General features: G+C 72.4%; 19 protein-coding genes. 9 read left to right on the top strand and 10 right to left on the bottom strand.

The genetic code is table 11. The annotated features are described in order from the left end of the window. The first annotated feature begins 115 nt into the window (after positions 1-115). From ACF09C_RS12965 to ACF09C_RS12975, 3 genes are all read left to right on the top strand, one after another. Positions 116-1,531, top strand: a complete 1,416-nt coding sequence (locus tag ACF09C_RS12965; protein WP_392091540.1) for an HtaA domain-containing protein — start codon at positions 116-118, stop codon at positions 1,529-1,531. A 137-nt stretch (positions 1,532-1,668) separates the two neighbouring features. After that, a complete protein-coding gene (locus ACF09C_RS12970; RefSeq protein ID WP_392091542.1) occupies positions 1,669-3,192 on the top strand; it encodes an HtaA domain-containing protein in 1,524 nt (507 codons plus the stop codon). Between the two features lie 156 nt (positions 3,193-3,348). Continuing rightward, complete coding sequence (locus ACF09C_RS12975) at positions 3,349-4,035, top strand: PhzF family phenazine biosynthesis protein (protein WP_392091543.1); 687 nt, start codon at positions 3,349-3,351, stop codon at positions 4,033-4,035. Between the two features lie 73 nt (positions 4,036-4,108). Here ACF09C_RS12975 and ACF09C_RS12980 read toward each other — a convergent pair whose 3' ends face one another. Beyond that, complete coding sequence (locus tag ACF09C_RS12980; RefSeq protein ID WP_392091545.1) at positions 4,109-4,759, bottom strand: heme oxygenase (biliverdin-producing); 651 nt, start codon at positions 4,757-4,759, stop codon at positions 4,109-4,111. A 114-nt stretch (positions 4,760-4,873) separates the two neighbouring features. Continuing rightward, entirely contained in the window at positions 4,874-5,731 is an 858-nt protein-coding gene (map, locus tag ACF09C_RS12985; protein ID WP_392091547.1) for a type I methionyl aminopeptidase, read from the bottom strand. A 58-nt stretch (positions 5,732-5,789) separates the two neighbouring features. Here map and ACF09C_RS12990 point away from each other — a divergent pair, with 58 nt between their 5' ends. After that, entirely contained in the window at positions 5,790-6,035 is a 246-nt protein-coding gene (locus ACF09C_RS12990; RefSeq protein WP_392091548.1) for a hypothetical protein, read from the top strand. Positions 6,036-6,151: 116 nt separating this feature from the next. Here the strand turns inward: ACF09C_RS12990 and ACF09C_RS12995 are convergent, their stop codons facing one another. Both ACF09C_RS12995 and ACF09C_RS13000 read right to left on the bottom strand, forming a co-directional pair. Continuing rightward, positions 6,152-7,486, bottom strand: coding sequence for an MFS transporter (locus ACF09C_RS12995; protein WP_392091549.1), 1,335 nt, complete (start codon positions 7,484-7,486; stop codon positions 6,152-6,154). 64 nt (positions 7,487-7,550) lie between these two features. Next, positions 7,551-8,153: a hypothetical protein gene (locus tag ACF09C_RS13000; protein WP_392091551.1), complete on the bottom strand. Its 603-nt coding sequence runs from the start codon at positions 8,151-8,153 to the stop codon at positions 7,551-7,553. A 101-nt stretch (positions 8,154-8,254) separates the two neighbouring features. On the opposite strand from ACF09C_RS13000, the gene npdG reads away from it, so the two are divergent. Together npdG and ACF09C_RS13010 are read left to right on the top strand one after the other, a co-directional pair. Next, a complete protein-coding gene (gene npdG / locus ACF09C_RS13005) occupies positions 8,255-8,953 on the top strand; it encodes an NADPH-dependent F420 reductase (RefSeq protein ID WP_362423256.1) in 699 nt (232 codons plus the stop codon). A 100-nt stretch (positions 8,954-9,053) separates the two neighbouring features. Continuing rightward, complete coding sequence (locus ACF09C_RS13010; protein ID WP_392091552.1) at positions 9,054-9,245, top strand: hypothetical protein; 192 nt, start codon at positions 9,054-9,056, stop codon at positions 9,243-9,245. Between the two features lie 21 nt (positions 9,246-9,266). On the opposite strand, the gene ACF09C_RS13015 is transcribed toward ACF09C_RS13010, so the two are convergent. After that, positions 9,267-10,061 (bottom strand): site-2 protease family protein, encoded by a 795-nt coding sequence (locus tag ACF09C_RS13015; RefSeq protein ID WP_392091553.1) that lies wholly within the window; start codon positions 10,059-10,061, stop codon positions 9,267-9,269. Between the two features lie 99 nt (positions 10,062-10,160). On the opposite strand from ACF09C_RS13015, the gene ACF09C_RS13020 reads away from it, so the two are divergent. Beyond that, complete coding sequence (locus tag ACF09C_RS13020; protein ID WP_392091555.1) at positions 10,161-13,493, top strand: BTAD domain-containing putative transcriptional regulator; 3,333 nt, start codon at positions 10,161-10,163, stop codon at positions 13,491-13,493. Between the two features lie 42 nt (positions 13,494-13,535). Here the strand turns inward: ACF09C_RS13020 and ACF09C_RS13025 are convergent, their stop codons facing one another. The 3 genes from ACF09C_RS13025 to panB form a co-directional block, all read right to left on the bottom strand. Continuing rightward, positions 13,536-14,390, bottom strand: coding sequence for an ABC transporter permease (locus ACF09C_RS13025; RefSeq protein WP_392091557.1), 855 nt, complete (start codon positions 14,388-14,390; stop codon positions 13,536-13,538). Next, positions 14,387-15,379, bottom strand: coding sequence for an ATP-binding cassette domain-containing protein (locus ACF09C_RS13030; RefSeq protein ID WP_392091558.1), 993 nt, complete (start codon positions 15,377-15,379; stop codon positions 14,387-14,389). Before ACF09C_RS13030 ends, ACF09C_RS13025 begins: the two co-directional genes overlap by 4 nt. A gap of 100 nt (positions 15,380-15,479) precedes the next feature. Further along, entirely contained in the window at positions 15,480-16,343 is an 864-nt protein-coding gene (gene panB / locus ACF09C_RS13035; protein ID WP_392091560.1) for a 3-methyl-2-oxobutanoate hydroxymethyltransferase, read from the bottom strand. Positions 16,344-16,668: 325 nt separating this feature from the next. Between panB and ACF09C_RS13040 the strand changes: the two genes are divergently transcribed. Continuing rightward, positions 16,669-17,676 carry an endonuclease/exonuclease/phosphatase family protein gene (locus ACF09C_RS13040; protein ID WP_392091561.1) on the top strand — a complete coding sequence of 336 codons (1,008 nt, stop codon included), beginning with the start codon at positions 16,669-16,671 and terminating at the stop codon, positions 17,674-17,676. 155 nt (positions 17,677-17,831) lie between these two features. After that, positions 17,832-19,121 carry an MFS transporter gene (locus ACF09C_RS13045; RefSeq protein ID WP_392091563.1) on the top strand — a complete coding sequence of 430 codons (1,290 nt, stop codon included), beginning with the start codon at positions 17,832-17,834 and terminating at the stop codon, positions 19,119-19,121. Here the strand turns inward: ACF09C_RS13045 and ACF09C_RS13050 are convergent. Both ACF09C_RS13050 and ACF09C_RS13055 read right to left on the bottom strand, forming a co-directional pair. Further along, positions 19,087-20,847, bottom strand: coding sequence for an NAD+ synthase (locus ACF09C_RS13050; protein ID WP_392091565.1), 1,761 nt, complete (start codon positions 20,845-20,847; stop codon positions 19,087-19,089). The two genes, ACF09C_RS13045 and ACF09C_RS13050, sit on opposite strands and share 35 nt — an antisense overlap. Positions 20,848-20,912: 65 nt before the next feature. Next, complete coding sequence (locus ACF09C_RS13055) at positions 20,913-21,860, bottom strand: DUF4190 domain-containing protein (RefSeq protein ID WP_392091567.1); 948 nt, start codon at positions 21,858-21,860, stop codon at positions 20,913-20,915. Between the last annotated feature and the right edge of the window lie 106 nt (positions 21,861-21,966).

Consider the following 21,966-nt stretch of genomic DNA (forward strand, 5'->3'; position numbering starts at 1 on the left):
CGAGTTCTCTGCACGGGGAAGCACCGTCCTGTTCGTTCTGGGCAGCGGTCTGTCGCTTTGCCTGCGGGTACCTTAGGTTAGCCTTACCTCACTTGCTAGCCCTCGGAGGGGTTCCATGCTGCTGTCCAGACCCGCCCGGGCGTTCGCCGTCCTGCTCTTCGCGGCGATCCTCGGGTCCCTGCTCCCGGCCACCGCCGCCCGGGCCGAGGGCCGGACCGTGCAGGGCGGCAGGCTCGACTGGGGCATCAAGTCCTCGTTCCAGAGCTATGTCACGGGACCCATCGCCCAGGGCAGTTGGAGCCTCACGGGCGGCGCCGCCACTGTCGGAGGCAGCCAGTTCCGCTTCCACTCCGCGCAGGGCTCGTACGACCCGCGGAGCGGGGCGCTCGGCGCCGGCTTCTCGGGCGGGGTCCGCTTCCTCGGCCACCGCAAGAGCGACGGCACCCACGAGCTGGACCTCACGGTCAGCCGGCCCACGGTGCGGATCGAGGGCGGGCGCGGCACGCTCCACGCCGACATGGCGAGCAAGGCCAAGGGCTCGGGACGGGTCACGACCTCCTCCCAGGTGCCGCTCGCCTTGCTCGACCTGTCCGGCATCGACATGCGCGGCGGCGGCAGCCCGGTCTCGCTGACCAATGTGCCCACCGCGCTGACCGCGCAGGGCGCGCGCGCCTTCGCCGGCTACTACACGGCCGGTACCCCGCTCGACCCGGTCAGCCTCACCGTCGACGTGCGGGCGGCGGCCGCCAAGCCCGCGGCCACGCCGACCGCCACCCCGTCCGCCCAGCCGTCCTCGACGACCTCCGCCGCGAACTCCGCCGCCCCCGGCGGCTTCCGTGACGGTGCCGTCGACTGGGGCGTACGGCGCACCTTCCGCGAGTACGTCACCGGCTCGATCGCCCAGGGCGGGTGGAGCCTGTCCGCCGGTGCCCAGGACGGCGGCGCGCTGTTCCGCTTCCCCGGCGGGAAGGGCACGTACGACCCGGGGAAGCAGACCCTCGACGCCGACTTCGCGGGCTCCGTCCGCTTCACCGGCACCCACGTCGACCTCACCCTGGGCGCGGTCTCGGTCACGGTGACCGGCGGCAAGGGCACGCTCAGCGCCGATGTCACCAGCGCCGGCAAGACGGAGAAGGCCGTCCCCCTGGTCACCTTCACGGCCCGGGACTTCGCCCCGAAGAACGGCCTCGCCGTCCTGACCGAGGCGCCCGCGACCCTCACGGAGGGCGGCGCGAAGGCGTTCGGCGGGATGTACAAGGCGGGTACGGAGATGGACCCGGTCTCGCTGGCGGTCGCGGTCGACGCGAAGGCCCAGCTCCCCGCCCTGCCCGACCTGGGCAGCGACACCAAGCCCTCGGCCTCGACGTCCTCCTCGGCCGCGGCCACCCCCGCCAAGGCCGCGGTGGCGGAGGACTCCCCGCCGACGGCCACGTACCTCGCGCTCGGCGCGGGCGTGCTCCTCGCGGCGTCGATCGCCGTGTTCGTCGCCGTCAGGCGCCGCCGCACCGCCACGACCGACCCCTCGGCCTGAGCCAGGGCCTCACGAACCCGCGCCACCTCTCTACTCGAACACGTCCTCAAGCCAGCGTTTCACCCCGATTCCTCCCCTTACTCCCTTTCCTCCCCCCTCTTCACCCCCGATCCGTCTTCCGTAGGAGACCACCCACCATGGCCACAACACCCCGTCGTTCCGTCGCCCTCGCGGCGGCCGTCGCCACCGCCGCCGCCCTCGGGGCGAGCGTCTTCGCCCTGCCCGCCCTCGCCGCGGACGGACCGGACAAGGCGGCCGGCGCCCCCGTGACGGAGCTGAAGGAGGGCACGCTGGACTGGGGCTTCAAGGAGTCCTTCCGCAAGTACCTCGCGTCTCCGATGGCGTCCGGGAAGACCACGGTCGCGGACGGCGCGAAGCAGGCGGCGGGGAACGGGGTGTTCACCTTCGTCGACGGCACCGGTACGTACGACACCGGGACGCACGCCACGGCCAACTCCTTCAAGGGGAGCGTCCACTTCGAGGCCCACCACGGCGTCCTCGACATCACGCTCTCCGACGTGAAGCTGTCGACCAGGGGCACGGCGGCGCCGACCGGCGAGATCACGGCAGACGTGGTCACCAAGGGCAACGACGGGAAGTTCGTCACCCGGAACGACATCGCGATCGCCGCGCTCGACATGAGCGCGGTGCGGCCCGGCCAGGGCGCGGGCGGCGCGATGGTCTTCAAGGACATACCGGCGAAGCTGACCAAGGGCGGCGCGGAGGCCTTCGCGGGCTTCTACAAGGCGGGCGACGCGCTCGACCCGGCCACTCTGTCGGTGAAGGCCGGAGGCGCCCCGAAGCCGACCCCGACCCCGACTCCCACCCCGACGCCCACTCCGACCCCGACGAAGACCACGGCCCCGCCGACGACCGCCCCCACCACCGCGCCGCCCACGACCGCGCCGCCCACCACCGGCACGCCGTCCGTCCTGAGCGGCAAGCTGACCTGGGGCGTGAAGGAGTCCTGGCGCTCGTACGTCGGGGGCACCTGCGGCGGCAAGGTCACCACGACCGGCGGCGCGGCGAAGAACGGCTCGGTGTACGACTTCGGCCTCGGCTCGGCCACGTGGGACGCGAAGGCCCGCAAGGCCGACGCGGTCTTCAAGGGCACGGTCCGCTTCGAGTGTGCGGCGCACACCATCGACCTCGCGATCAGCGACGTCAAGGTCAAGGCGAACGGCTCCACCGGCACCGTCGTCGTGGACGTCACGACCGCCAAGGGCACCAGGAACGACGTGACCTTCGCCGACCTCGACCTGGCGAAGGCGGACTACTCCGCGAAGAACGGCGTCGTCACGCTTCTGAACGTCCCGGCCAAGCTGACCAAGGACGGCGCCGCCCAGTTCGCGGGCCCGAACGGCGAGGCCTTCTACAAGGCCGGCACCGCGATCGACCCGGTCACGGTCGCCCTCACCGTGGACAAGGACGCCACGCTGCCGTCCACGACCGGCGGCACCACCGGCGGCACCTCGACCACCGGCGGCTCGACCGCGGGCGGTTCGACCACCGGCGGCGGCACGGTCGGCGGCTCCGGCTCCCTCGCCGCGACGGGCTCCGACACCCCGACCGGCATCCTCCTCGGCCTGGCCGGCGCCACCGCCCTCGCGGGCGCGGCCGTCGTCTTCGCGGCCCGCCGCCGCACCACGACGGAGTCCTGACCCGCACCCCCGAAACCGCCACCCCCCACAGGCAGGGCCGCACCCCCGAAAACCGGCGGCGCGGCCCTGCCGCATGCCCGGCTACGGTGCCGGACATGCGACCCACCGTTCCCGGTGGACCGGCGGAGTGGGACCCATGGATGCTTGAATGCGGCCATGAACACGACCGTGACGAGTAGCGCCGCCGACATCGACGTCCTCCGCGTCTTCTGCGCGGGCGACGGACGGTACGGCAACGCCCTGGGTGTCGTGCGGGACGGGCGTCTCCACCCCGACGAGGCGGCACGGCAGATGGTCGCCAAGGAACTCGGGTTCAGCGAGACCGTGTTCGTGGACGATCCCGAGCGGGGGATCGTCGACATCTACACGCCCGGTGTGCGGCTGCCGTTCGCCGGGCACCCGTTGGTCGGCGCGGCCTGGCTGCTCGATCTGGAGGTCGTCCGGCCGCCCGCGGGCGAGGTGTGGGTGCGCGGGGACGGCGAGTTCACCTGGATCGAGGCCCGTGCCGAGTGGGCCCCGCCGCGCACCGTGCGGCGGTACGGCTCGGCCGCCGAGGTCGACGCGCTCGACGTGCCCGAGCCGGGGGAGTGGATCTACGCCTGGGCCTGGGAGGACGAGGCCGCCGGGCGGATCCGGGCGCGCGCCTTCCCCGGGCGCGGGGACGGCATCGACGAGGACGAGGCGACCGGCGCGGCGGCCCTGCTGCTCACCGCGGAGCTAGGCCGGGCCCTGAACATCACTCAGGGCCGGGGGTCGCAGATCCTGACCGCCCCCGGCCCCGGTGGAGTGATAGAGCTGGGTGGCAGGGTCCGCCTGGAGCGGACCGCCACCCTCGCGCGCTGAGGACCCTACGCGCTGGGGGTCCCGACGCGCCGAGCGTCCCCATGTGCGGAGAGCACCTACATGCTGAGCGCTCCTACGCGCTGAGCGGGAACTCGCCGCCCAGCTCCCGGAACACCGCGCCGTTGAAGTCGAACGCGCGCTTGCACTCGTCGATGATCCGCTGCTTCTCCAGGTCGTCCGCGTTCACCCCGTCGAGCAGCTCCCGGTAACCCCGCTTGAAGGCCGCCGGGTTCGCGATCTCCTCGAAGACGTAGAAGCGGACGCCGTCGCCCTTGCGCGTGAAGCCCCAGGTGCGCTCCGCCTTGTCCCGGATGATCTGGCCGCCCGAGAGGTCGCCGAGGTAGCGCGTGTAGTGGTGCGCCACATAGCCGGCCGGCCACTCCCGCGCGCACTCGGCCACCCGCGCGGCGTACGCGGCGGTCGACGGCAGCGGGGAGAGACCGGCGCGCCAGTCCGGGCCCCGCAGATGGGCGAGGTCCTGCTCCAGGGCGGTCGTGCGGAAGAGCTCCGGCTGTATGAAGGGCCCGGCCACCGGGTCGTTGCGCAGCGCCTCCGCACCGTCCTCCAGGGCGCGGTACACGAACCAGAGCTGCTCCGTGTACCGCGTGTACGCGTCGACGGCGAGCCGGCCGCCCAGGAGGTCGCTCATGAACGTCGACGTCTCGGCCTCGGTGTGCTGCTCGTGCGAGGCCGTGCGGATGAGCGTCGAGAAGGGCGTGTCCAAGGCGTGCCTCCGAGGCCGATGGGGACGGGAACCTGCTGAGATACTGCTACTTAGGCTTACCTAAGTCAACTGGTTCCCGACGTCCTGTCGGTAAAAAGGTACCCCGTGGAAGGGTCAGGGCAACGTGAGAATCTCGGCCCCGGTCTCCGTCACCACGAGCGTGTGCTCGAACTGCGCCGTCCGCTTGCGGTCCTTGGTCACCACCGTCCAGCCGTCCTCCCACATGTCGTACTCGTGCGTGCCCAGCGTCAGCATCGGCTCGATGGTGAACGTCATGCCGGGCTGGATGACCGTGGTGGCGTGCGGGGAGTCGTAGTGGGGGATGATCAACCCGGAATGGAACGACGAGTTGATGCCGTGTCCGGTGAAGTCGCGCACGACGCCGTAGCCGAAGCGCTTGGCGTACGACTCGATGACCCGGCCGATGATGTTGATCTGCCGCCCCGGCTTGACCGCCTTGATCGCGCGGTTCAGCGACTCACGGGTGCGCTCGACGAGCAGTCGGGACTCCTCGTCCACGTCGCCGCAGAGGTACGTGGCGTTGTTGTCGCCGTGGACGCCGTTGATGTACGCCGTGACGTCCAGGTTCACGATGTCGCCGTCCTTGAGGACGGTGGAGTCGGGGATGCCGTGGCAGATGACCTCGTTGACCGAGGAGCAGAGCGACTTCGGGAAGCCGCGGTAGCCGAGGGTCGAGGGGTACGCGCCGTGGTCGCACATGAACTCGTGCGCGACCCGGTCGAGCTCGTCCGTGGTGACCCCGGGAGCGATGTGCTTGGCGGCCTCCTCCATCGCCTGCGCGGCGATGCGGCCGGCGATCCGCATCCGCTCGACGGTGTCGGAGTCCTGCACCTCGGGCCCGGTGTAGGGGGTGGGCGCGGGCTTCCCGACGTACTCGGGACGGCGGATGGCTCCGGGAACGGAGCGATGGGGAGAGAGCTCCCCCGGTACGAGCAGCGACTGGCCAGACATGTCAGCGAGTCTAACGACCGCAGGTGGGGCAGCATGGCCCCAGAGGAAGGAGCCGACGATGGCCCTGTTCAAGAAGCGCACGGTGGGCAAGCCGGGTGAGTGGTACTACTGCCTGGAGCACAAGAAGGTCGAGGAAGGGCCCGACTGCCCGGCGAAGAACCGATTCGGCCCCTACGCCAGCCGCGAGGAGGCGGCCCACGCCATGGAGACCGCGCGGGAGCGCAACCTGGAGTGGGAGACCGACCCGAAGTGGCACGACGCCCCCAAGGACGACCCGAAGACGGACGGGACCTCCGGCCAGTGACCCGGTGACGCGGTGACGCGGTGACGGGGTGACGGCGTGACGGTGTGACGCGGTGACGGGATGACGCGGTGACGCATTGACCCGGTGACCGGTCAGACGTCGGGCCCGGTGACCGGTCAGGCCGGGGCCCCCGTGGCCCCGGCCCCCTCACGGTCGGCCCGCGTCTCCGCCGCCCGCGCCTCGCGCTCCTCCTGCGCCGCCTTGTGGCGCAGGGCGTCCTCGTCCGTGTCGGCGTCGTACGTGAGCAGCTTCGGCAGTGTCAGGCACAGCAGCCCCACCGCGGCGACGCACGCGACACCGCCGCTCCAGACCGCCGCCCGCGTGCCCGTCCAGCCCGCCATCGCGCCCGCCCTGACCTGGCCGAGCTGCGGGCCGACGCTGTAGGACAGGACCTCGATCCCGGCGAGCCGGCCCCGCAGCTCCTCCGGGATCGTCTGGTTCCAGATCGTCGAACGGCCCAGGCCGCTGAGCATGTCGCCCGCGCCCGCGAAGGCCAGACAGAGCAGCACCAGCCACACGTTCCCGAACCAGCCGGCCGCCGCGATCGCGAGCCCCCAGCCCGCCGCCCCGAACACCACGAGGAGACCGTGCTGGCGGATCCTCGCGGTCCAGCCGCTGGTCATGCCGAGCACGAGCGAGCCGACCGAGCCCGCCGCGTACATCAGGCCCAGCGACCACTCCGCGTCCAGCTCGGCCGCCAGGAACGGGAAGATCGCGTTCGGGAAGGCGAAGAACATCGCGGCCAGGTCGATCGCGTACGTACCAAGGAGCACCGGCCGCGACCAGGCGAACCGCGCGCCCTCCGCGATACCGCGCAGGGAGGGCTTCTCGGCGTCGTGCGCGGGCGGGGCGGGGGAGAGGCGCCGGCACAGCAGGACGGAGAGCGCGAAACCGGCGAGGGTCACGCCGTACGCCGTCGCCTGCCCCGCGTACGCCACGACCAGGCCCGCGAGCGCCGGCCCCGCGATGGCGCCCATCTGCCAGCGCAGCCCGTTGAGCGCGGCGGCGGCCGTCATCTGGTCGTGCGGGACGATCCGCGCCAGGAGCGAGTCCAGCGCGGGCCGCTGGAGCCCGGACAGCGCGGAGACAAAGGCCGCGACGACGTAGAGCGGCCAGAGCAGCGGCTCCGAGAGCAGCGAGTTGAGCAGCAGGACCAGGGCGAGCAGCCCGAGCCCCGCCTCCGTCGCGACGATCACCTTCCGCCGGTCCACGGCGTCCGCGAGCGCGCCGCCGTACAGCCCGAACACGACCAGCGGGACCAGCTCGACGGCGCCCATCAGCCCGACGGCGAGCGGCGAACCCGTCAGCTCCATGATCTGCAGCGGAAGCGCGATCAGCGCCATGAAGCTCGCGAAGACGGTCACCAGGCCCTGGATCCACAGCAGCCGGAAGTCGCGGGAGGAGCGCCAGGGCGCGAGATCGGGCAGCACGGCGGAGAGCTTGGAGGTCACGAAAGGCCATGCTCCGGCGGCCGCTCGGCGCGGGGCAACCCAATTAAGGGGGAGGTGACTCGGGTCACCAGCCCGTCGGCGGCGGTGACGTCAGGTGGTCCGCCAGGAGCGAGAGGCGGTCACGGAACCGACGCCGGCCGCGCGGCGGCGGCAGGCTGTTCTCCCCGGCCGCCGCGCTCACCAGGTGCTGGACCGTGTCCAGGTCGACCTCCGCGCCCGCCCGCACCGTCAGCGTCTCGTGCGCCAGGCCGTGCACCTCCGGGTCGCCGCCGTCGAGCGAGAGCACCGTCGCCCCAGCCCGGCGCGCGTCGTGGACCCGCTCCAGGAGCCCCGCGCCGGGCCGCTCCGGAGCCACGAGCAGCAGCGTCGCCCCCGTGCGTGCCGCCTCCAGGCGCCCGAGGCCGACGGCCAGATGCGCCGGGTCGCCCGGCCGCACCCGGTGCCGTACCAGCGTCGGCGCCAGCTCCGGCTGGCCCGACCAGGCGGCCTCGTCGACGAGGTGCGCCGCCAGGTGCCAGGGCTCGTAGCCGTCCGTCCCCACGAGCAACAGCCCGCCCCCGCGAGGGACGACGGAGGAGCGGAGCGCACCCGCGAACCGGCGGGCCTCCCTCGGCCACTCCGTCCCCGCGAGCACCTCGCGCAGCAGCGCGACCCGTACGGCATCCATGGCGCCGCATCCTGCCCCAGCCGGGCGCGGTCCGCGCGCCGGTCGCGGAGGTTCCACCCGTACGGGATCGGAAGGGGCGACCGGCCAGTAATGTCGAGGCCATGACTACGACTGACAGCAAGCCCGCCCCCAAGGACCCCTGGGACCTCCCGGACGTCTCCGGTCTCGTCGTCGGCGTCCTCGGCGGCACCGGCGACCAGGGCCGCGGCCTCGCCTACCGCCTCGCCAAGGCCGGCCAGAAGGTGATCATCGGCTCCCGGGCCGCCGAGCGCGCCCAGACCGCCGCCGACGAGCTGGGCCTCGGCGTCGAGGGCGCCGACAACGCCGAGTGCGCCCGCCGCAGCGACATCGTGATCGTCGCCGTGCCCTGGGACGGCCACGCCAAGACCCTGGAGTCGCTGCGCGCCGAACTCGCGGGCAAGCTCGTCGTCGACTGCGTCAACCCGCTCGGCTTCGACAAGAAGGGCGCCTACGCCCTCAAGCCCGAGGAGGGCTCCGCCGCCGAGCAGGCCGCCGCGCTGCTCCCCGACTCCCGGGTCGCCGCCGCCTTCCACCACCTGTCCGCCGTGCTGCTCCAGGACCCCGCGATCGACGAGATCGACACGGACGTGATGGTCCTCGGCGAGGAGCGCGCCGACGTCGAGATCGTGCAGGCCCTGGCCGGCCGCATCCCCGGCATGCGCGGGGTCTTCGCGGGCCGCCTCCGCAACGCCCACCAGGTCGAGGCGCTCGTCGCCAACCTGATCTCGGTCAACCGCCGCTACAAGGCCCACGCGGGGCTCCGGGTCACCGACGTCTGAGCCGACGTCCGAGCCGACGGACGACCCGCGACGGAGCGAGGCGGCGCATGGGGGACACTGGACGGGCACCATCGCCGTACCCGGACAGGAGCCGACCCCCATGCCCCGCCTCGCTCTGTACGCCCTCGCCGTCTGCATCCTCGCCGTCGTCGCGGCCGTCATCTCCTTCGCCGCGGGCAGCTGGCTCGGGATCGTCTGGGTCCTCCTCGCCGGCCTCTCCTCCAACATGGCCTGGTACTACTTCCGCCGCGCGAAGACCGAGGCCGCGACCCGGGCCGCCGAAACCGCCTGAGCCCGGCCCCGGAGCCCGGCCCTAGTCCTGGCAGAGTTCTGGCGTCTCCTGCCAGAAGCGGTAGAGGTTCGAGCCGCAGTAGCGGGAGATCTCCGGTACGCCGAGGGCTCGCATCAGCGCGTCGATCGTGTCGAAGAACGCGCCGTTGATCGCCGGGACGAAGAGCAGCGCGATCACCACGAAGAAGCCGTACGGCGCGTACGGCTCGATCTGCCGCTTGATCTTGTACGACAGCCAGGGCTCGATCACTCCGTAGCCGTCCAGGCCGGGTACCGGCAGGAAGTTCAGGAGCGCCGCCGTCACCTGGAGGAACGCCAGGAACGCCAGCGCGTACTGGAAGGCGAGCGGCACACCGTCCAGCGCGTCCAGCCAGAACGGCGCCGTGCAGACGATCGCGAACAGCACGTTCGTCAGCGGGCCCGCCGCCGAGATCAGGCTGTGCTTCCAGCGGCCCCGGATCCGGCCCTGCTCGATGAAGACCGCGCCGCCCGGCAGACCGATGCCGCCCAGGATCACGAAGAGCACCGGCAGGATGACGCTCAGGACGGCGTGGGTGTAGGCGAGCGGGTTGAGCGTGAGATAGCCCTTCGCCCCGATCGTGATGTCCCCGCTGTGCAGCGCCGTGCGGGCGTGCGCGTACTCGTGGAGACAGAGCGAGACGATCCAGGCCGAGGTGACGAAGAGGAAGATCGCCACGCCGGCGTTGGACGCGAAGCCGCTCCACACCGCCCAGCCGGTGACCGCCATGACGGCGAGGATCGCCAGGAAGACCGGGCTGATCCGGCGCTCGTGTCTACGGCTGGTGGCCGTCGTCATCGGTGGGACTCCTCAAGGCGCGGCGGCGTGTGTGCGGGAAACGTGCCGGGGCGGGGGTGAGTTCCTGCGGAGATCCCCGGCTCACGGAGAATAGGGCCTGTGCGCTATTCCGTCCTCGGCCCCACCCAGGTCCACTCGGCCGACGGCAGCCCCGTCGCCCTCGGCGGCGCGCGGCTGCGGTCCCTGCTGACCGCGCTCGCCCTGCGCGCGGACCGTACGGTTCCGGTCGGCTCCCTGGTCGCGGAGGTCTGGCCCGACGACCCGCCGGCCGACGAGATCGCCGCGCTCCAGGCCCTGATCGGCCGGCTGCGCCGGGTGCTCGGCCGTGAGGCCGTGGTGTCCGGGCCCGGCGGGTACCGGCTCGCGGCGGCCGACGACGACGTGGACGCGCGCCGCTTCGAACGGCTCGCGGCCGAGGGCGCAGGCGCCCTGGAAGCGGGCGACCCGGCACGGGCGGCGCGGCTGCTCGACGAGGCCCTCGGCCTGTGGCGCGGACCCGCGCTCGCGGACCTGCCCGACCGCACGGCGGAGGCCGCCCGCTGGGAGGCCCGCCGCCTCGACGCCCGGCGAGCCCGCCACACCGCGGCGCTCGCGCTGGGGGAGGCCGCGTCCGCACTGCCCGAACTGGCCGCCCTCTGCGAGGCCCACCCCCTGGACGAACCGCTCCAGGCCCTGCGGATCCGGGCCCTGCGCGCCACGGGCCGCGCGGCGGAGGCGCTCGCCGCGTACGAGTCCTTCCGCCGCGCCCTCGCCGACAGCCTCGGCACCGACCCCTCCCCGGAACTGCGCGCCCTCCACGGCGAGCTGCTCGCCCAGGAGCCGGACGCGCCGGACGTGCCGGCCGGCCCACCGCCGGCCGGCCCGCCGCCGCAGGCCCCCGCCCGGCCCGTCCGCCCCGGCAACCTGCGCGCCAGGCTGACCAGTTTCGTTGGGCGCGACCAGGACATCGCCCGGCTGCAGCAGGACCTGCGCGGCAGCCGGCTCGTCACCCTCCTCGGGCCCGGCGGAGCCGGCAAGACCCGGCTCTCCCAGGAGGCGGCCGAGCGGGCCGCCGACGCCGGGGCGGACTGGCCCGACGGGGTGTGGCTGGCCGAACTCGCGCCCGTCACCGATCCCGAGGCCGTCGCCGAGGCCGTGCTCGGGGCCGTCGGGGCGCGCGAGACCGTGCTGCGCGGCGCGGGCGCCGAAGGGCTCAGGACCGCCGACGACGCGCTGACCCGGCTGGTGGAGCACTGCGCGTCGCGTCGGCTGCTGCTGCTCCTGGACAACTGTGAGCATGTGGTGGGTGCGGCGGCGGAGTTGGTGGAGGTGCTGCTCGCCCGGTGTCCGGGGGTGACGGTGCTTGCGACGAGCCGGGAGCCGTTGGGTGTGCCGGGGGAGTTCGTACGGCCGCTGGAGCCGCTCCCGCAGGACAAGGCGTTGCGGCTGTTGGCGCATCGGGGTGCGGCGGCCCGGCCGGGTTTTGATCCGGCGGGGGATCCGGAGGCGTGTGGGGAGATCTGCCGGCGTCTGGACGGGTTGCCGTTGGCGATCGAGCTGGCGGCGGCGCGGCTGCGGGTGCTGTCGCCGCGGCAGTTGGCGGATCGGTTGGACGACCGGTTCCGGTTGCTGACCTCGGGGGCGCGGACGGTGCTGCCGCGGCAGCAGACGTTGCGTGCGGTGGTCGACTGGTCGTGGGATCTGCTGACCGAGCCCGAACGTGCCGTTCTGCGCCGGCTTTCGGTGTTCTCGGGCGGCTGCGACCTGGAGGCGGCGGAGGCGGTCTGCCCGCCGGGGGACACCCTCGATCTGCTCGGTTCGCTGGTCGACAAGTCACTGGTCGTCGCCGCGCCCTGCGACGACGGGCACGGCGGCGGTATGCGCTACCGGTTGTTGGAGACGGTGGCCGAGTACGCGGGGGAGCGGCTGGAGGAGGCCGGAGACCGGGCGGAGACCGAGCGCCGGCATCTGGTCCACTACCGCGAGCTCGCCCGCCACACCGACCCCGCCCTGCGCGGCCCGGACCAGGTACGGGCGATGGGCTGGTTCCGGACCGAGTACGAGAACGTGCGCACCGCCCTGCGCCGCGCGGTCGCCGCCCGGGACGAGCACGAGGCGCTGGTGCTCGTCCACTGCCTCGTCTGGTACTGGCAGATGCGCGACCTGCGCGCCGACGCCCTGCACTGGGCCGAGGCCGTCGCCGCCCTCGGCCCCGACCCGTTCGCGCCGCCCGCCGCTCCCGTGGAACCGCTCCACGAGCCCTGCACGGCCGCGCCCCCGCCGCTGAGCGAGGCACAGCTGTGGGAGGCCAGGCGCGGGGTGCGGCTGATCGGGCTGCTCAACATGGACCACATGACGGGGGACTGGACCACGAACGACGGGATCGAGCGGCTCAAGCGGATCACCGCCGTCTACCGGCCGGGACTCCCGCAGACCTGCCGCCTGCCCGGCTCGTTCGCCGTCTTCGCCGTCGTCATCATCGGCGAGCCGGGCAGGATGCGGGAGCTGCTCGACGCCACCGTCGACGCCTGCCGCCGGTTCGGCTACACGTGGGAACTCGCCAGCGCCCTCCAGCTCCGCGCCAACATGCTGGCCCACCGGGTCGACTCGGCCCGGGCCGCGGCGGACGACGCCGACGAGAGCCTGGAGCTCTTCGTCCGGCTCGGCGACTCCTGGGGCGCGGCCGAGGCGCTCTCCGCGCGCGGCGACGCCCGTGAGCGGCAGCTCCGCTTCGAGGGCGCGGCCGAGGACTACCTCGCCGCGATCGGCTACGCGGAGCGGATCGGCGCCCAGTCCCAGATGGCGCTGCTGCGCGCCCGGTACGCCGACATGCTCTCGCTGACCGGTCGCGCCGAGGAGGCGGAGGAGATCCTGCGCCAGGTCGTGGCCGCCGACGAGAACCGCGGGCACGAACCGACGCTGGCCGCCCGGCTGTTCCTGGCCATGCTGCTCGGCCGCACCGGCCGCACCGCCGAGGCGCGCACGCATCTCACCGTGCTCCTGGACCAGTTCAGCTCCGCCACCCTGTCGGTCTTCGGCGGGTTCACGCTCGGGGGCCTCGGCTGGCTGGACAACCTCGACGGGCGCCACGGGTCCGCTCTCACCCGTGCCACGGAGGCCCTCGACCGCTCCCGGGGCACCTTGTCGATGATGATCGCCCCGCAGATGCCCGCCATCCACCTGATCACCGCCGCCTGGGCGCTCGCCGGGCTCGGCGGCCCCCGCGCGGTGCTCGGCGCCCGGCTCCTCGGGGCGCACGAGGGACTCCTCCCGGAGGCCCATCTGCTCTCGCCGCCCGAGCGCGACAACCTGGAGCAGGCCACCGAACTCGCCCGCTCGGTTCTCGGCGACGAGGCGTTCGAGGCCGCGTACGCCGAGGGCGGCGGCCTCTCCGTGGAGGAGGCCGCCGCCCTGCTCGAACGCGCCGACGCGATCCAGGGGCGCGCCGAGTGAGGAGCCCCGTTCCTGATCCGCGTACGGATCAGGTCGTCCCGCTCAGGTCTTCTTGCGGAACTTGGACACCGCGAGCGGCGCCGTGACGGCCGTGATCACCACGGCCCAGCCGAGCGTCATCCACACCGAGTCGCCCACCGGCGTGCCGTTGATCATGGCGCGGGCGGCGTCGGCGAGGTTCGACAGCGGGTTGTAGTCCGTGAAGGTCTCCAGCCAGCCGGGCATCGAGGTCGGCGGGGCGAAGATCGAGGAGCCGAACTGCAGCGGCATCAGAACGATCATGGCCATCCCCTGGACGGCCTGAGCGGTCTTCAACGCGAGTCCGAGCAGGATGAAGATCCACATCAGCGAGGCGCCGAAGACCATGGACAGGCCGATCGCGCCGAAGAGGTCGAGGACCGAGCCCTTGATCTCCAGGCCCAGCAGGAAGCCCATGCCGAGCAGGATCGCGGTGGCGATCAGCATGCGGCCGATCTCGACGACGATCTTCGCGATGAGGACGGAGGACCGGGCTATCGGCATCGTCCGGAACCGGTCCATCACCCCCTTCTTGAAGTCGTCGTTGATGCCCGTGCCGACGGCCATGGCGATGTTCATGCCCATCATCGCCATCAGACCGGGGACCACGTAGTTGACGTAGGCGTCGTTGTTGCCCTTGCCGGAGATCGCGCCGCCGAAGACGTACACGAACAGCAGGACGAAGATGATCGGCATCAGGACGACGTCGAACATCGACTCCGGGTCCTGCTTGATCTGCAGTGCGTTGCGCCGCGCCAGCGCGCCGATGTGGCGGAGGTTGGCGCGCAGGCCGATCCGGCCCTCGTCGACGGGGGCCCGCTTCACCGGGGAAGGGGCGTCGACGGGCGGCTTGGTGACCGTGGTCGTGGTCGTGCTCATGCGGCGACCTCCTCGGGAGTCGTGTCGGAAGCGGACGACTTCTCGCCCGTGATGGCCAGGAACACCTCGTCCAGGCTGGGGAGGTGGGTGCCGATGTGCGCGATGCCGAAGCCGCGCGCGCCGAGCAGGCCCACGACGGCGGTCAGCTGCTCGTCGCTGAGGATCGGCACGTACAGCGCGTCCTCGTCGGGGACGATCGTCGAGCCGGCGATGCCGTCGAGACCGGACTCGCGCAGCGCCGCCGCCATCGCGGGCAGCTCCGCCGGGTCCACCGGGCGGACCTTCAGGGTGCGCCCGCCGACCTTGGCCTTCAGCTCGTCGACCTTGCCGTTGGCGATGACCTTGCCCCGGTCGATGACCGTCAGCTCGCTCGCGAGCTGCTCGGCCTCCTCCATGTACTGGGTGGTGAGCAGCACGGTGACGCCGTCGGCGACCATGCTGTGCACCTCGTCCCAGACCTCGTTGCGGGTGCGCGGGTCGAGGCCGGTGGTGGGCTCGTCCAGGTACAGGACGGCCGGGCGGCCGATCATCGACGCGGCGAGGTCGAGCCGGCGGCGCATACCGCCGGAATACTGCATGGCGGGCCGCTTGGCGGCCTCGGTGAGCGAGAACCGCTCCAGGAGCTCGTCGGCGCGGCGGCGGGCGTCCGCGCGGGAGAGGTCGAGCAGCCGCCCGATCATGTACAGGTTCTCCCAGCCGGACAGCTTCTCGTCGACCGAGGCGTACTGGCCGGTCAGGCCTATGGTGCGGCGGAGCTGACGGGGCTGCTTCACCACGTCGTAGCCCGCGACGACGGCGGTCCCGGCGTCGGGGACGATCAGGGTGGACAGGCAGCGGACGAGGGTGGTCTTGCCGGCGCCGTTCGGGCCGAGCACACCGAGGACGGTGCCCTCCCGGACATCGAGGTCGACCCCGTCGAGGGCCTTCGTCTCGCCGTAGTGCTTCACGAGGCCTCGTACCTCGACGGCGTTGTGTGTGGATCGCGTCATGGACCCCACTACATCAGCCACCACCGACAACGCACCGACAGACGACCGACAGCCCGCCGATGGGGGATGTCGGCGGGCTGTCGGGTGGTTCCGCGATGGACTAGTGGAAGGTGTGCTCCTCGGCGGGGAACGCCCCGCCGGTGACGTCCTCAGCGAAGGCCCTGGCGGCGTCGCCGAGGGTGGCGCGGAGGTTCGCGTACTGCTTGGTGAAGCGCGGCACCTTGCCGCCGGTCAGTCCGGCCATGTCGGTCCAGACGAGGACCTGGGCGTCGGTGTGCGGCCCCGCGCCGATGCCGATGGTCGGGATGTGCAGGGAGCGGGTGACCTCGGCGGCCAGCTCGGCCGGGACGAGTTCGAGGACGACGGCGAAGGCGCCCGCGTCCTGCGCCGCCTTGGCGTCGCTGAGGAGCCGGTGCGCGGCCTCGTCGGTGCGGCCCTGCACGCGGTAGCCCATGGTGTTCACGGACTGCGGGGTCAGGCCCAGGTGGGACATGACCGGGATGCCGGCCTGGACCAGCAGCTCGGTCTGCGGCAGCGAGCGCTCGCCGCCCTCCAGCTTGATCGCTCCGACGCCCGCGTCCTTGACCAGCCGGGTGGCGTTGCGCAGGGCCTGGACGGGCCCTTCCTGGTACGAGCCGAAGGGCAGGTCGCCGACGACGAGGGCGCGCTTGGTGCCCCGTACGACGGCGGCGGACAGCAGGGTCATCTCGTCCATCGTGACGGGGACGGTGGTGTCGTACCCGAGATGGCAGTTGCCCATGGAGTCGCCGACGAGCACGACCGGGATGCCGGCCTCGTCGAAGACGGACGCGGTCATCGCGTCGTAGGCGGTGAGCATGGGCCACTTCTCGCCGCGGGTCTTGGCGGCGGCGATGTCGTGGACGGTGATACGTCGCGTGCCCTTGCCTCCGTACAGCGCCTTGCTGCTGTCGGGGGACGGATTCTGGGCAGCCTGAAGCGTCATGGTGAACGGCTCCTTCGTCATCTCGAGGCGCCCTGACGGCGTCCCCGGACCACATCCATGGTGGCACTTCGCGCGGGGACGGGGGAAGTGGGGCGAAGTGGCGCTGTTCACACCGCCGAGACGGAAGAATTCCGGGTCGTACGTACGAATGTGCGCGTTCTGTCACAGCCACCCCACCGCGCGACGACCGCCGGAACCCGCCGCGCGGCCCCGTCGTCCCACGTGGCAGTACGACGGGCCCGGCATCACCTAGTGTCGATGTCGGGTCACGGGCAAGGCAGCACGACGGCAAGGCAGTGAGGACTGAGTGATGGCGCGGGTGGACATGACGGAGACCGAGAACGGCGGCGCCCGGAACGAGCGCTCCGGATCCCGGTTCCGAACGGCGCTCGACCGTCTGCGCGGGGACCGGGGCATCTGGCGCCGGGGCATCCTGCTGGCCGTCTGCGCGGTGCTCCTCACCCTGCTCATGGTCTTCCACGCCGACATCCCCAACCGGATCGGCAACCTGGGCAGCCTCACCGAGACCTTCCTGCCCTGGCTCGGCGTCCTCGTGCCCGTCCTGCTGGTCGTGGCCCTCCTGCGCCGCTCCGCGACCGCGCTGATCGCCCTGCTCCTGCCGACCGTGGTCTGGCTGAACCTCTTCGGCGGCCTGATCACCGACAAGTCGCAGAGCGGCGGGGACCTCACCTTCGCCACCCACAACGTGAACGCCGACAACCCCGACCCCGAGGGCACCGCCCGGCAGATCGCCGCGTCGGGCGCGGACGTGGTGGCCCTGGAGGAGCTCAAGGGCGACATGGTCCCGGTCTACGAGAAGGGCCTGGCCGACACGTACAAGTACCACGCGGTGCAGGGCACCGTCGGGCTCTGGAGCAAGTACCCGCTGCACGGCGCCGGCCCCGTCGACATCGGCATGGGCTGGACCCGCGCGATGCACGCCACCGTCTCCACCCCGAAGGCCGAGGTCGCGGTCTACGTCGCCCACCTGCCGTCGGTCCGGGTCCGGATGGACGCGGGCTTCACCGCCAACCAGCGCGACAACAGCGCGAACCTGCTCGGCGAGGCCATCGCCGCCGAGCCGCGCGAGCGGGTCGTCCTGCTCGGCGACCTCAACGGCACGATGAACGACCGCGCGCTGAACGCGGTGACCGCGCAGATGCGCTCCACCCAGGGCGCCTCGGGCGACGGCTTCGGCTTCAGCTGGCCTGCCTCGTTCCCGATGGCCCGGATCGACCAGATCCTGGTGAAGGGCGTCGAGCCGGTGTCCTCGTGGGCGCTTCCGGCGACGAAGAGCGACCACCTGCCGATCGCGGCCCGCGTCACGCTCTGACCCGGTCCCTCCGACCCGGTCCGCGAGCCGACCCGGTCCCTCCGACCCGGTCCGCGAGCCGAAACCTTCTCGTCACCGGGCCGAGGCCGAGCGGAACATTCCGCCTGAGAGTATTTGTTCAGTCGAAGAACTATTCGTCTGGAAAGGCTCTCCCCATGCCCCTGGCGCTGCTCGCGCTTGCCGTGTCCGCCTTCGGCATAGGCACCACCGAGTTCGTGATGATGGGCCTGCTGCCCAACGTCGCCGACGACCTCGGCACCTCCGTCCCCACCGCCGGACACCTCGTCTCGGCGTACGCGATCGGCGTGGTCGTCGGCGCCCCGCTGCTCACCGCCCTCGGCTCGCGCGTGCCGCGCAAGAGGATGCTGCTCCTGCTGATGGCGCTGTTCGTCGTCGGCAACCTGGCCTCCGCGCTCGCGCCCGGCTTCGGCTGGCTGGTCGCGGGCCGGGTCCTCGCCGGGCTGCCGCACGGCGCCTTCTTCGGCGTCGGGGCCGTCGTCGCCGCGCGCCTCGTGGCCGAGGGGCGGCAGGCACGGGCGGTCGCCACGATGTTCCTCGGGCTCACGGTCGCCAACATCCTCGGCGTACCGGCCGCGACCCTGCTCGGCCAGCACCTCGGCTGGCGCTCCACCTTCCTCGTGGTCACCCTCATCGGCCTGCTGGCCATGGCGGCCCTCGCCCGGCTCGTGCCGGACGTCCCCGTCGACGAGCGGCAGAGCCTGGGCCGCGAGGTCCGCGCGCTCGGCCGGCCGCAGGTGCTGCTCGGCCTGCTCACCGCCGTCTTCGGCTTCGCGGGCGTCTTCGCCGTCTACTCCTACCTCGCCTCGATGACCACCGAGGTGATGGGGCTCTCCGAGTCCTCCGTCACCCTGGTCCTCGCCCTCTTCGGCATCGGCATGACGGCCGGCGCCCTCGCCGCGGGCCCGCTCACCGACCGGGCGCTGCGCCCGACGCTGTACGGCTCCCTGACCGCTCTGGCGCTCGTCCTGGTCGCCTTCCGCTTCACGATCCACGTGCCGTGGCTGGCCTTGGTGACGGTCGTCGTCCTGGGCGCCGTCGGCTTCATGACCACGACCCCGCTGCAGATGCTGGTCATGAACAGGGCCAAGGACGCACCGACCCTGGCCTCCGCGTCCAACCACTCCGCCTTCAACCTGGCCAACGCCGGCGGCGCCTGGGCGGGCGGCGCCGCCGTCGCCGGCGGCTGGGGCTGGACCTCCCCGACCCTGGTCGGCGCGGGCCTCGCGGTGGTCGGCCTGGCGATCGCGGCGGCGGCGGGCCTGCTCGACCGTACGCGGACGGACGAGGCCGCCTCCCGCGTCGTCGCGGGAAGCGGCCCGGTCGCCGACGAGCCGACGCCGAACGTCAGCGGCTCGGCGGCCGGCGGCTCGGCCGTCAGTGGCTCCGCGGTCAGTGGCTCGGGGACTCCCGCCAGCGGTTCGTGATCGGGAGCCGGCGGTCCTTGCCGAAGCCCTTCGCCGAGATCTTGGTGCCCGGCGGGTACTGGCGCCGCTTGTACTCCGCCGTGTCCACCATCCGCAGCGTCCGCGTCACCAGCTCCTCGTCGAAGCCGGCCGCGACGATGGCGTCCCGGCCCTGGTCGCGGTCGACGTACAGGGCCAGGACCGCGTCCAGGACGTCGTAGTCCGGCAGCGAGTCCGTGTCGACCTGCCCCGGGCGCAGTTCGGCGCTCGGCGGCTTGGTGATCGAGCTCTCCGGGATCGGCGGGGTCATGCCCCGTTCCTCGGCCGCGCGGTTGCGCCAGCGCGCGAGCCGGAACACGGTCGACTTGTAGACGTCCTTGATGGGCCCGTACGCGCCGACCGAGTCGCCGTAGAGCGTCGAGTACCCCACCGCCAGCTCGGACTTGTTGCCCGGCGCGAGCACCAGGTGGCCCTCCTGGTTGGAGATCGCCATCAGCATCGTGCCGCGCAGCCGGGACTGGAGGTTCTCCTCCGCGAGGCCCGTGAGCCCGAGCGCGCCCATGTACGCGTCGAACATCGGCTCGATGGGCACCGTGCGGAAGGTGAGCCCGGTGCGCCGCGCCAGATCGGCGGCGTCGCCGCGGGAGTGGTCCGAGGAGTACTTGGACGGCATCGAGACGCCGTACACGTTCCGTGCGCCGACCGCGTCGCAGGCGATCGAGGCGACGAGCGCCGAGTCGATGCCGCCGGACAGGCCGATGAGCACCGAACGGAAGCCGTTCTTCGCGACGTACGCGCGCAGGCCCACGACCAGCGCCGAGTACACCTCCTCGTCGTCGTCGAGCCGGTCCGCGTAACCGCCCGTCAACTCCGGTTCGTAGGCGGGCAGCGGCTCCTCGGAGAGGATCACCCGGTCGATCCGCAGTCCGTCGTCCACGATGCCGGTGGGCGCGTCGGCGGCGGCCGCCGGCAGGTCGAGGTCCACGATCACCGTGCCCTCGGAGAACTGCGGGGCCCGCGCCACGACCTCGCCCGCCGCGTCGACGACGATCGAGTCGCCGTCGAAGACCAGCTCGTCCTGGCCGCCGATCATCGCGACGTACGCGGTGGTGCAGCCCGCCTCCTGGGCGCGCTTGCGGACCAGGTCGAGCCGCGAGTCGTCCTTGTTCAGCTCGTACGGCGAGGCGTTGATGGAGACGAGCAGCCCGGCGCCCGCGCTCCGGGCGGCCGGCACCCGGCCGCCGTCCTGCCACAGGTCCTCGCAGATCGCGAGCGCCACGTCGACGCCGTGGACGCGCACGACGGGCATCGTGTCGCCCTGCACGAAGTAGCGGAACTCGTCGAAGACCCCGTAGTTGGGCAGGTGGTGCTTGGCGAACCGCAGCGCCACCTCGCCCCGGTGCAGCACCGCCGCCGCGTTCTCCGGGGAACCGGCGGGCCGGCCGAGCCGGGGCTCGGCGCGGTCCGAACGGTCGAGGTAGCCGACGACCACGGGCAGGTACCCGAGGCCCTCCGCGTCGAGGCGCCGGGCGAGCGTCCGCAGGGCGGCCCGGGAGGCCTCGACGAAGGACGAACGCAGCGCGAGGTCCTCGACGGGGTAGCCGGTCAGCACCATCTCGGGGAACGCGGCCAGATGCGCGCCCTGCTCGGCGCAGTGCCGGGTCCAGCGGACGACCGCCTCGGTGTTGGCGGTGAGATCGCCGACGGTCGAGTCGATCTGATTCAGAGCGAGGCGTAGTTGAGGCACCCGCCCAGTGTAATCGTCAGACCGACGCTATGTCCTGCGTACCGGTGTCCCGGTCTCCCGCCCGGCTACTTCGTCGGGCCGATCCAGATCCCCTTCTCGTGGTCGAGGATCGTCGGGCTCAGTTCGATCTGCATCTCACCGGCCGCGGCCGAGGGGAGCGAGAAGGCGAAGGTGCCCTTGGCCTGCTTGCCGGGGAGCACGTTGCCCTGGAACATCGTCGTCGCGTTGCTGCCGTCGAAGATCGCGTCGGCCTGCGCGCCCTCCGCGTCGCTCGCGTCCACCAGGGCGCCGGTGACGTCGAGCGTCTCCTTGCTGCCGTTGACGATCGTGACCGTCACCTGGAAGGCCTTGTTGCCCTTGGTGTGCCCGGCGGCGAACTGGTCGGGCGTGTAGGCGCGCGGCTTGGAGACGGTCACCTTGATGCCGTCCTCGTACGCGAAGGTCTGACCGAACTTCAGGGCCGCGGGGGCGGTCTCGGTCGGCTCCGGCTCCGGCTCGCTCGTGGCGCCGGGCGTGGCGGGCGCGGAGGAGGCCTTGTCCTGCTTGGCGATCTCCTCGTCGACGGTCTTCTCGAACTCGTCCACGGCGACGACCAGGACGATCAGCCACACCAGCGAGACGACGATCGTGACCCCGCCGAGGATGATCCCGGAGAGCGCCACGCCCTTGTTCGTGGCCTCGCCCTTACGGGCCTTGCCGTGACCGACGATGCCGAAGACCAGGGCCATGACGCCGAGGATCGCGCCGAGCCAGAACGTGAACGGGATGAGCCCGAAGAGCAGGCCCACGAGACCGAGGACCAGGGCGGTCACGCCCATGCCGTTCCTGGGCTGCTGGAACGGCGGCGGCATCCCCGGTATGCCGGCCGGCGGCATGCCGGGCGGCGTCGTGCCGTACGGGGAGGCCCCGAACGCCGGCGCTCCGGCCGGGGGCGCTCCGGCCGGCTGGCCGGGCGGCGTGGAGGACGGAGGACCCCAGGGGTTCTGGTCGGGGTTCTCGGTCGGCGTGGTCATGCGGGTGTCCTCCGGTGATCGGCGTGGTCGGGCGCCTGACGTTAGGCCAGATGATTATGGAGGAGCCAGGGATTTTGTGATCGACCGGTGTCCATGTCCCGCCCTG

The sequence above is a fragment of the Streptomyces sp. NPDC014870 genome, assembly GCF_043081505.1.
Classification (GTDB): Bacteria; Actinomycetota; Actinomycetes; order Streptomycetales; family Streptomycetaceae; genus Streptomyces.

Excerpts from the sequence above, each read along its gene's own strand:
- map (WP_392091547.1), bottom strand. The coding sequence starts at position 5,731 with ATGTCTGGCCAGTCGCTGCTCGTACCGGGGGAGCTCTCTCCCCATCGC.
- ACF09C_RS13000 (WP_392091551.1), bottom strand. The coding sequence starts at position 8,153 with ATGGATGCCGTACGGGTCGCGCTGCTGCGCGAGGTGCTCGCGGGGACG.
- ACF09C_RS12965 (WP_392091540.1), top strand. The coding sequence starts at position 116 with ATGCTGCTGTCCAGACCCGCCCGGGCGTTCGCCGTCCTGCTCTTCGCG.
- npdG (WP_362423256.1), top strand. The coding sequence starts at position 8,255 with ATGACTACGACTGACAGCAAGCCCGCCCCCAAGGACCCCTGGGACCTC.
- ACF09C_RS13030 (WP_392091558.1), bottom strand. The coding sequence starts at position 15,379 with ATGACGCGATCCACACACAACGCCGTCGAGGTACGAGGCCTCGTGAAG.
- ACF09C_RS13025 (WP_392091557.1), bottom strand. The coding sequence starts at position 14,390 with ATGAGCACGACCACGACCACGGTCACCAAGCCGCCCGTCGACGCCCCT.
- ACF09C_RS13040 (WP_392091561.1), top strand. The coding sequence starts at position 16,669 with ATGACGGAGACCGAGAACGGCGGCGCCCGGAACGAGCGCTCCGGATCC.
- ACF09C_RS12975 (WP_392091543.1), top strand. The coding sequence starts at position 3,349 with ATGAACACGACCGTGACGAGTAGCGCCGCCGACATCGACGTCCTCCGC.
- ACF09C_RS12990 (WP_392091548.1), top strand. The coding sequence starts at position 5,790 with ATGGCCCTGTTCAAGAAGCGCACGGTGGGCAAGCCGGGTGAGTGGTAC.
- ACF09C_RS13055 (WP_392091567.1), bottom strand. The coding sequence starts at position 21,860 with ATGACCACGCCGACCGAGAACCCCGACCAGAACCCCTGGGGTCCTCCG.
- ACF09C_RS13015 (WP_392091553.1), bottom strand. The coding sequence starts at position 10,061 with ATGACGACGGCCACCAGCCGTAGACACGAGCGCCGGATCAGCCCGGTC.
- ACF09C_RS13045 (WP_392091563.1), top strand. The coding sequence starts at position 17,832 with ATGCCCCTGGCGCTGCTCGCGCTTGCCGTGTCCGCCTTCGGCATAGGC.
- panB (WP_392091560.1), bottom strand. The coding sequence starts at position 16,343 with ATGACGCTTCAGGCTGCCCAGAATCCGTCCCCCGACAGCAGCAAGGCG.
- ACF09C_RS13010 (WP_392091552.1), top strand. The coding sequence starts at position 9,054 with ATGCCCCGCCTCGCTCTGTACGCCCTCGCCGTCTGCATCCTCGCCGTC.
- ACF09C_RS12970 (WP_392091542.1), top strand. The coding sequence starts at position 1,669 with ATGGCCACAACACCCCGTCGTTCCGTCGCCCTCGCGGCGGCCGTCGCC.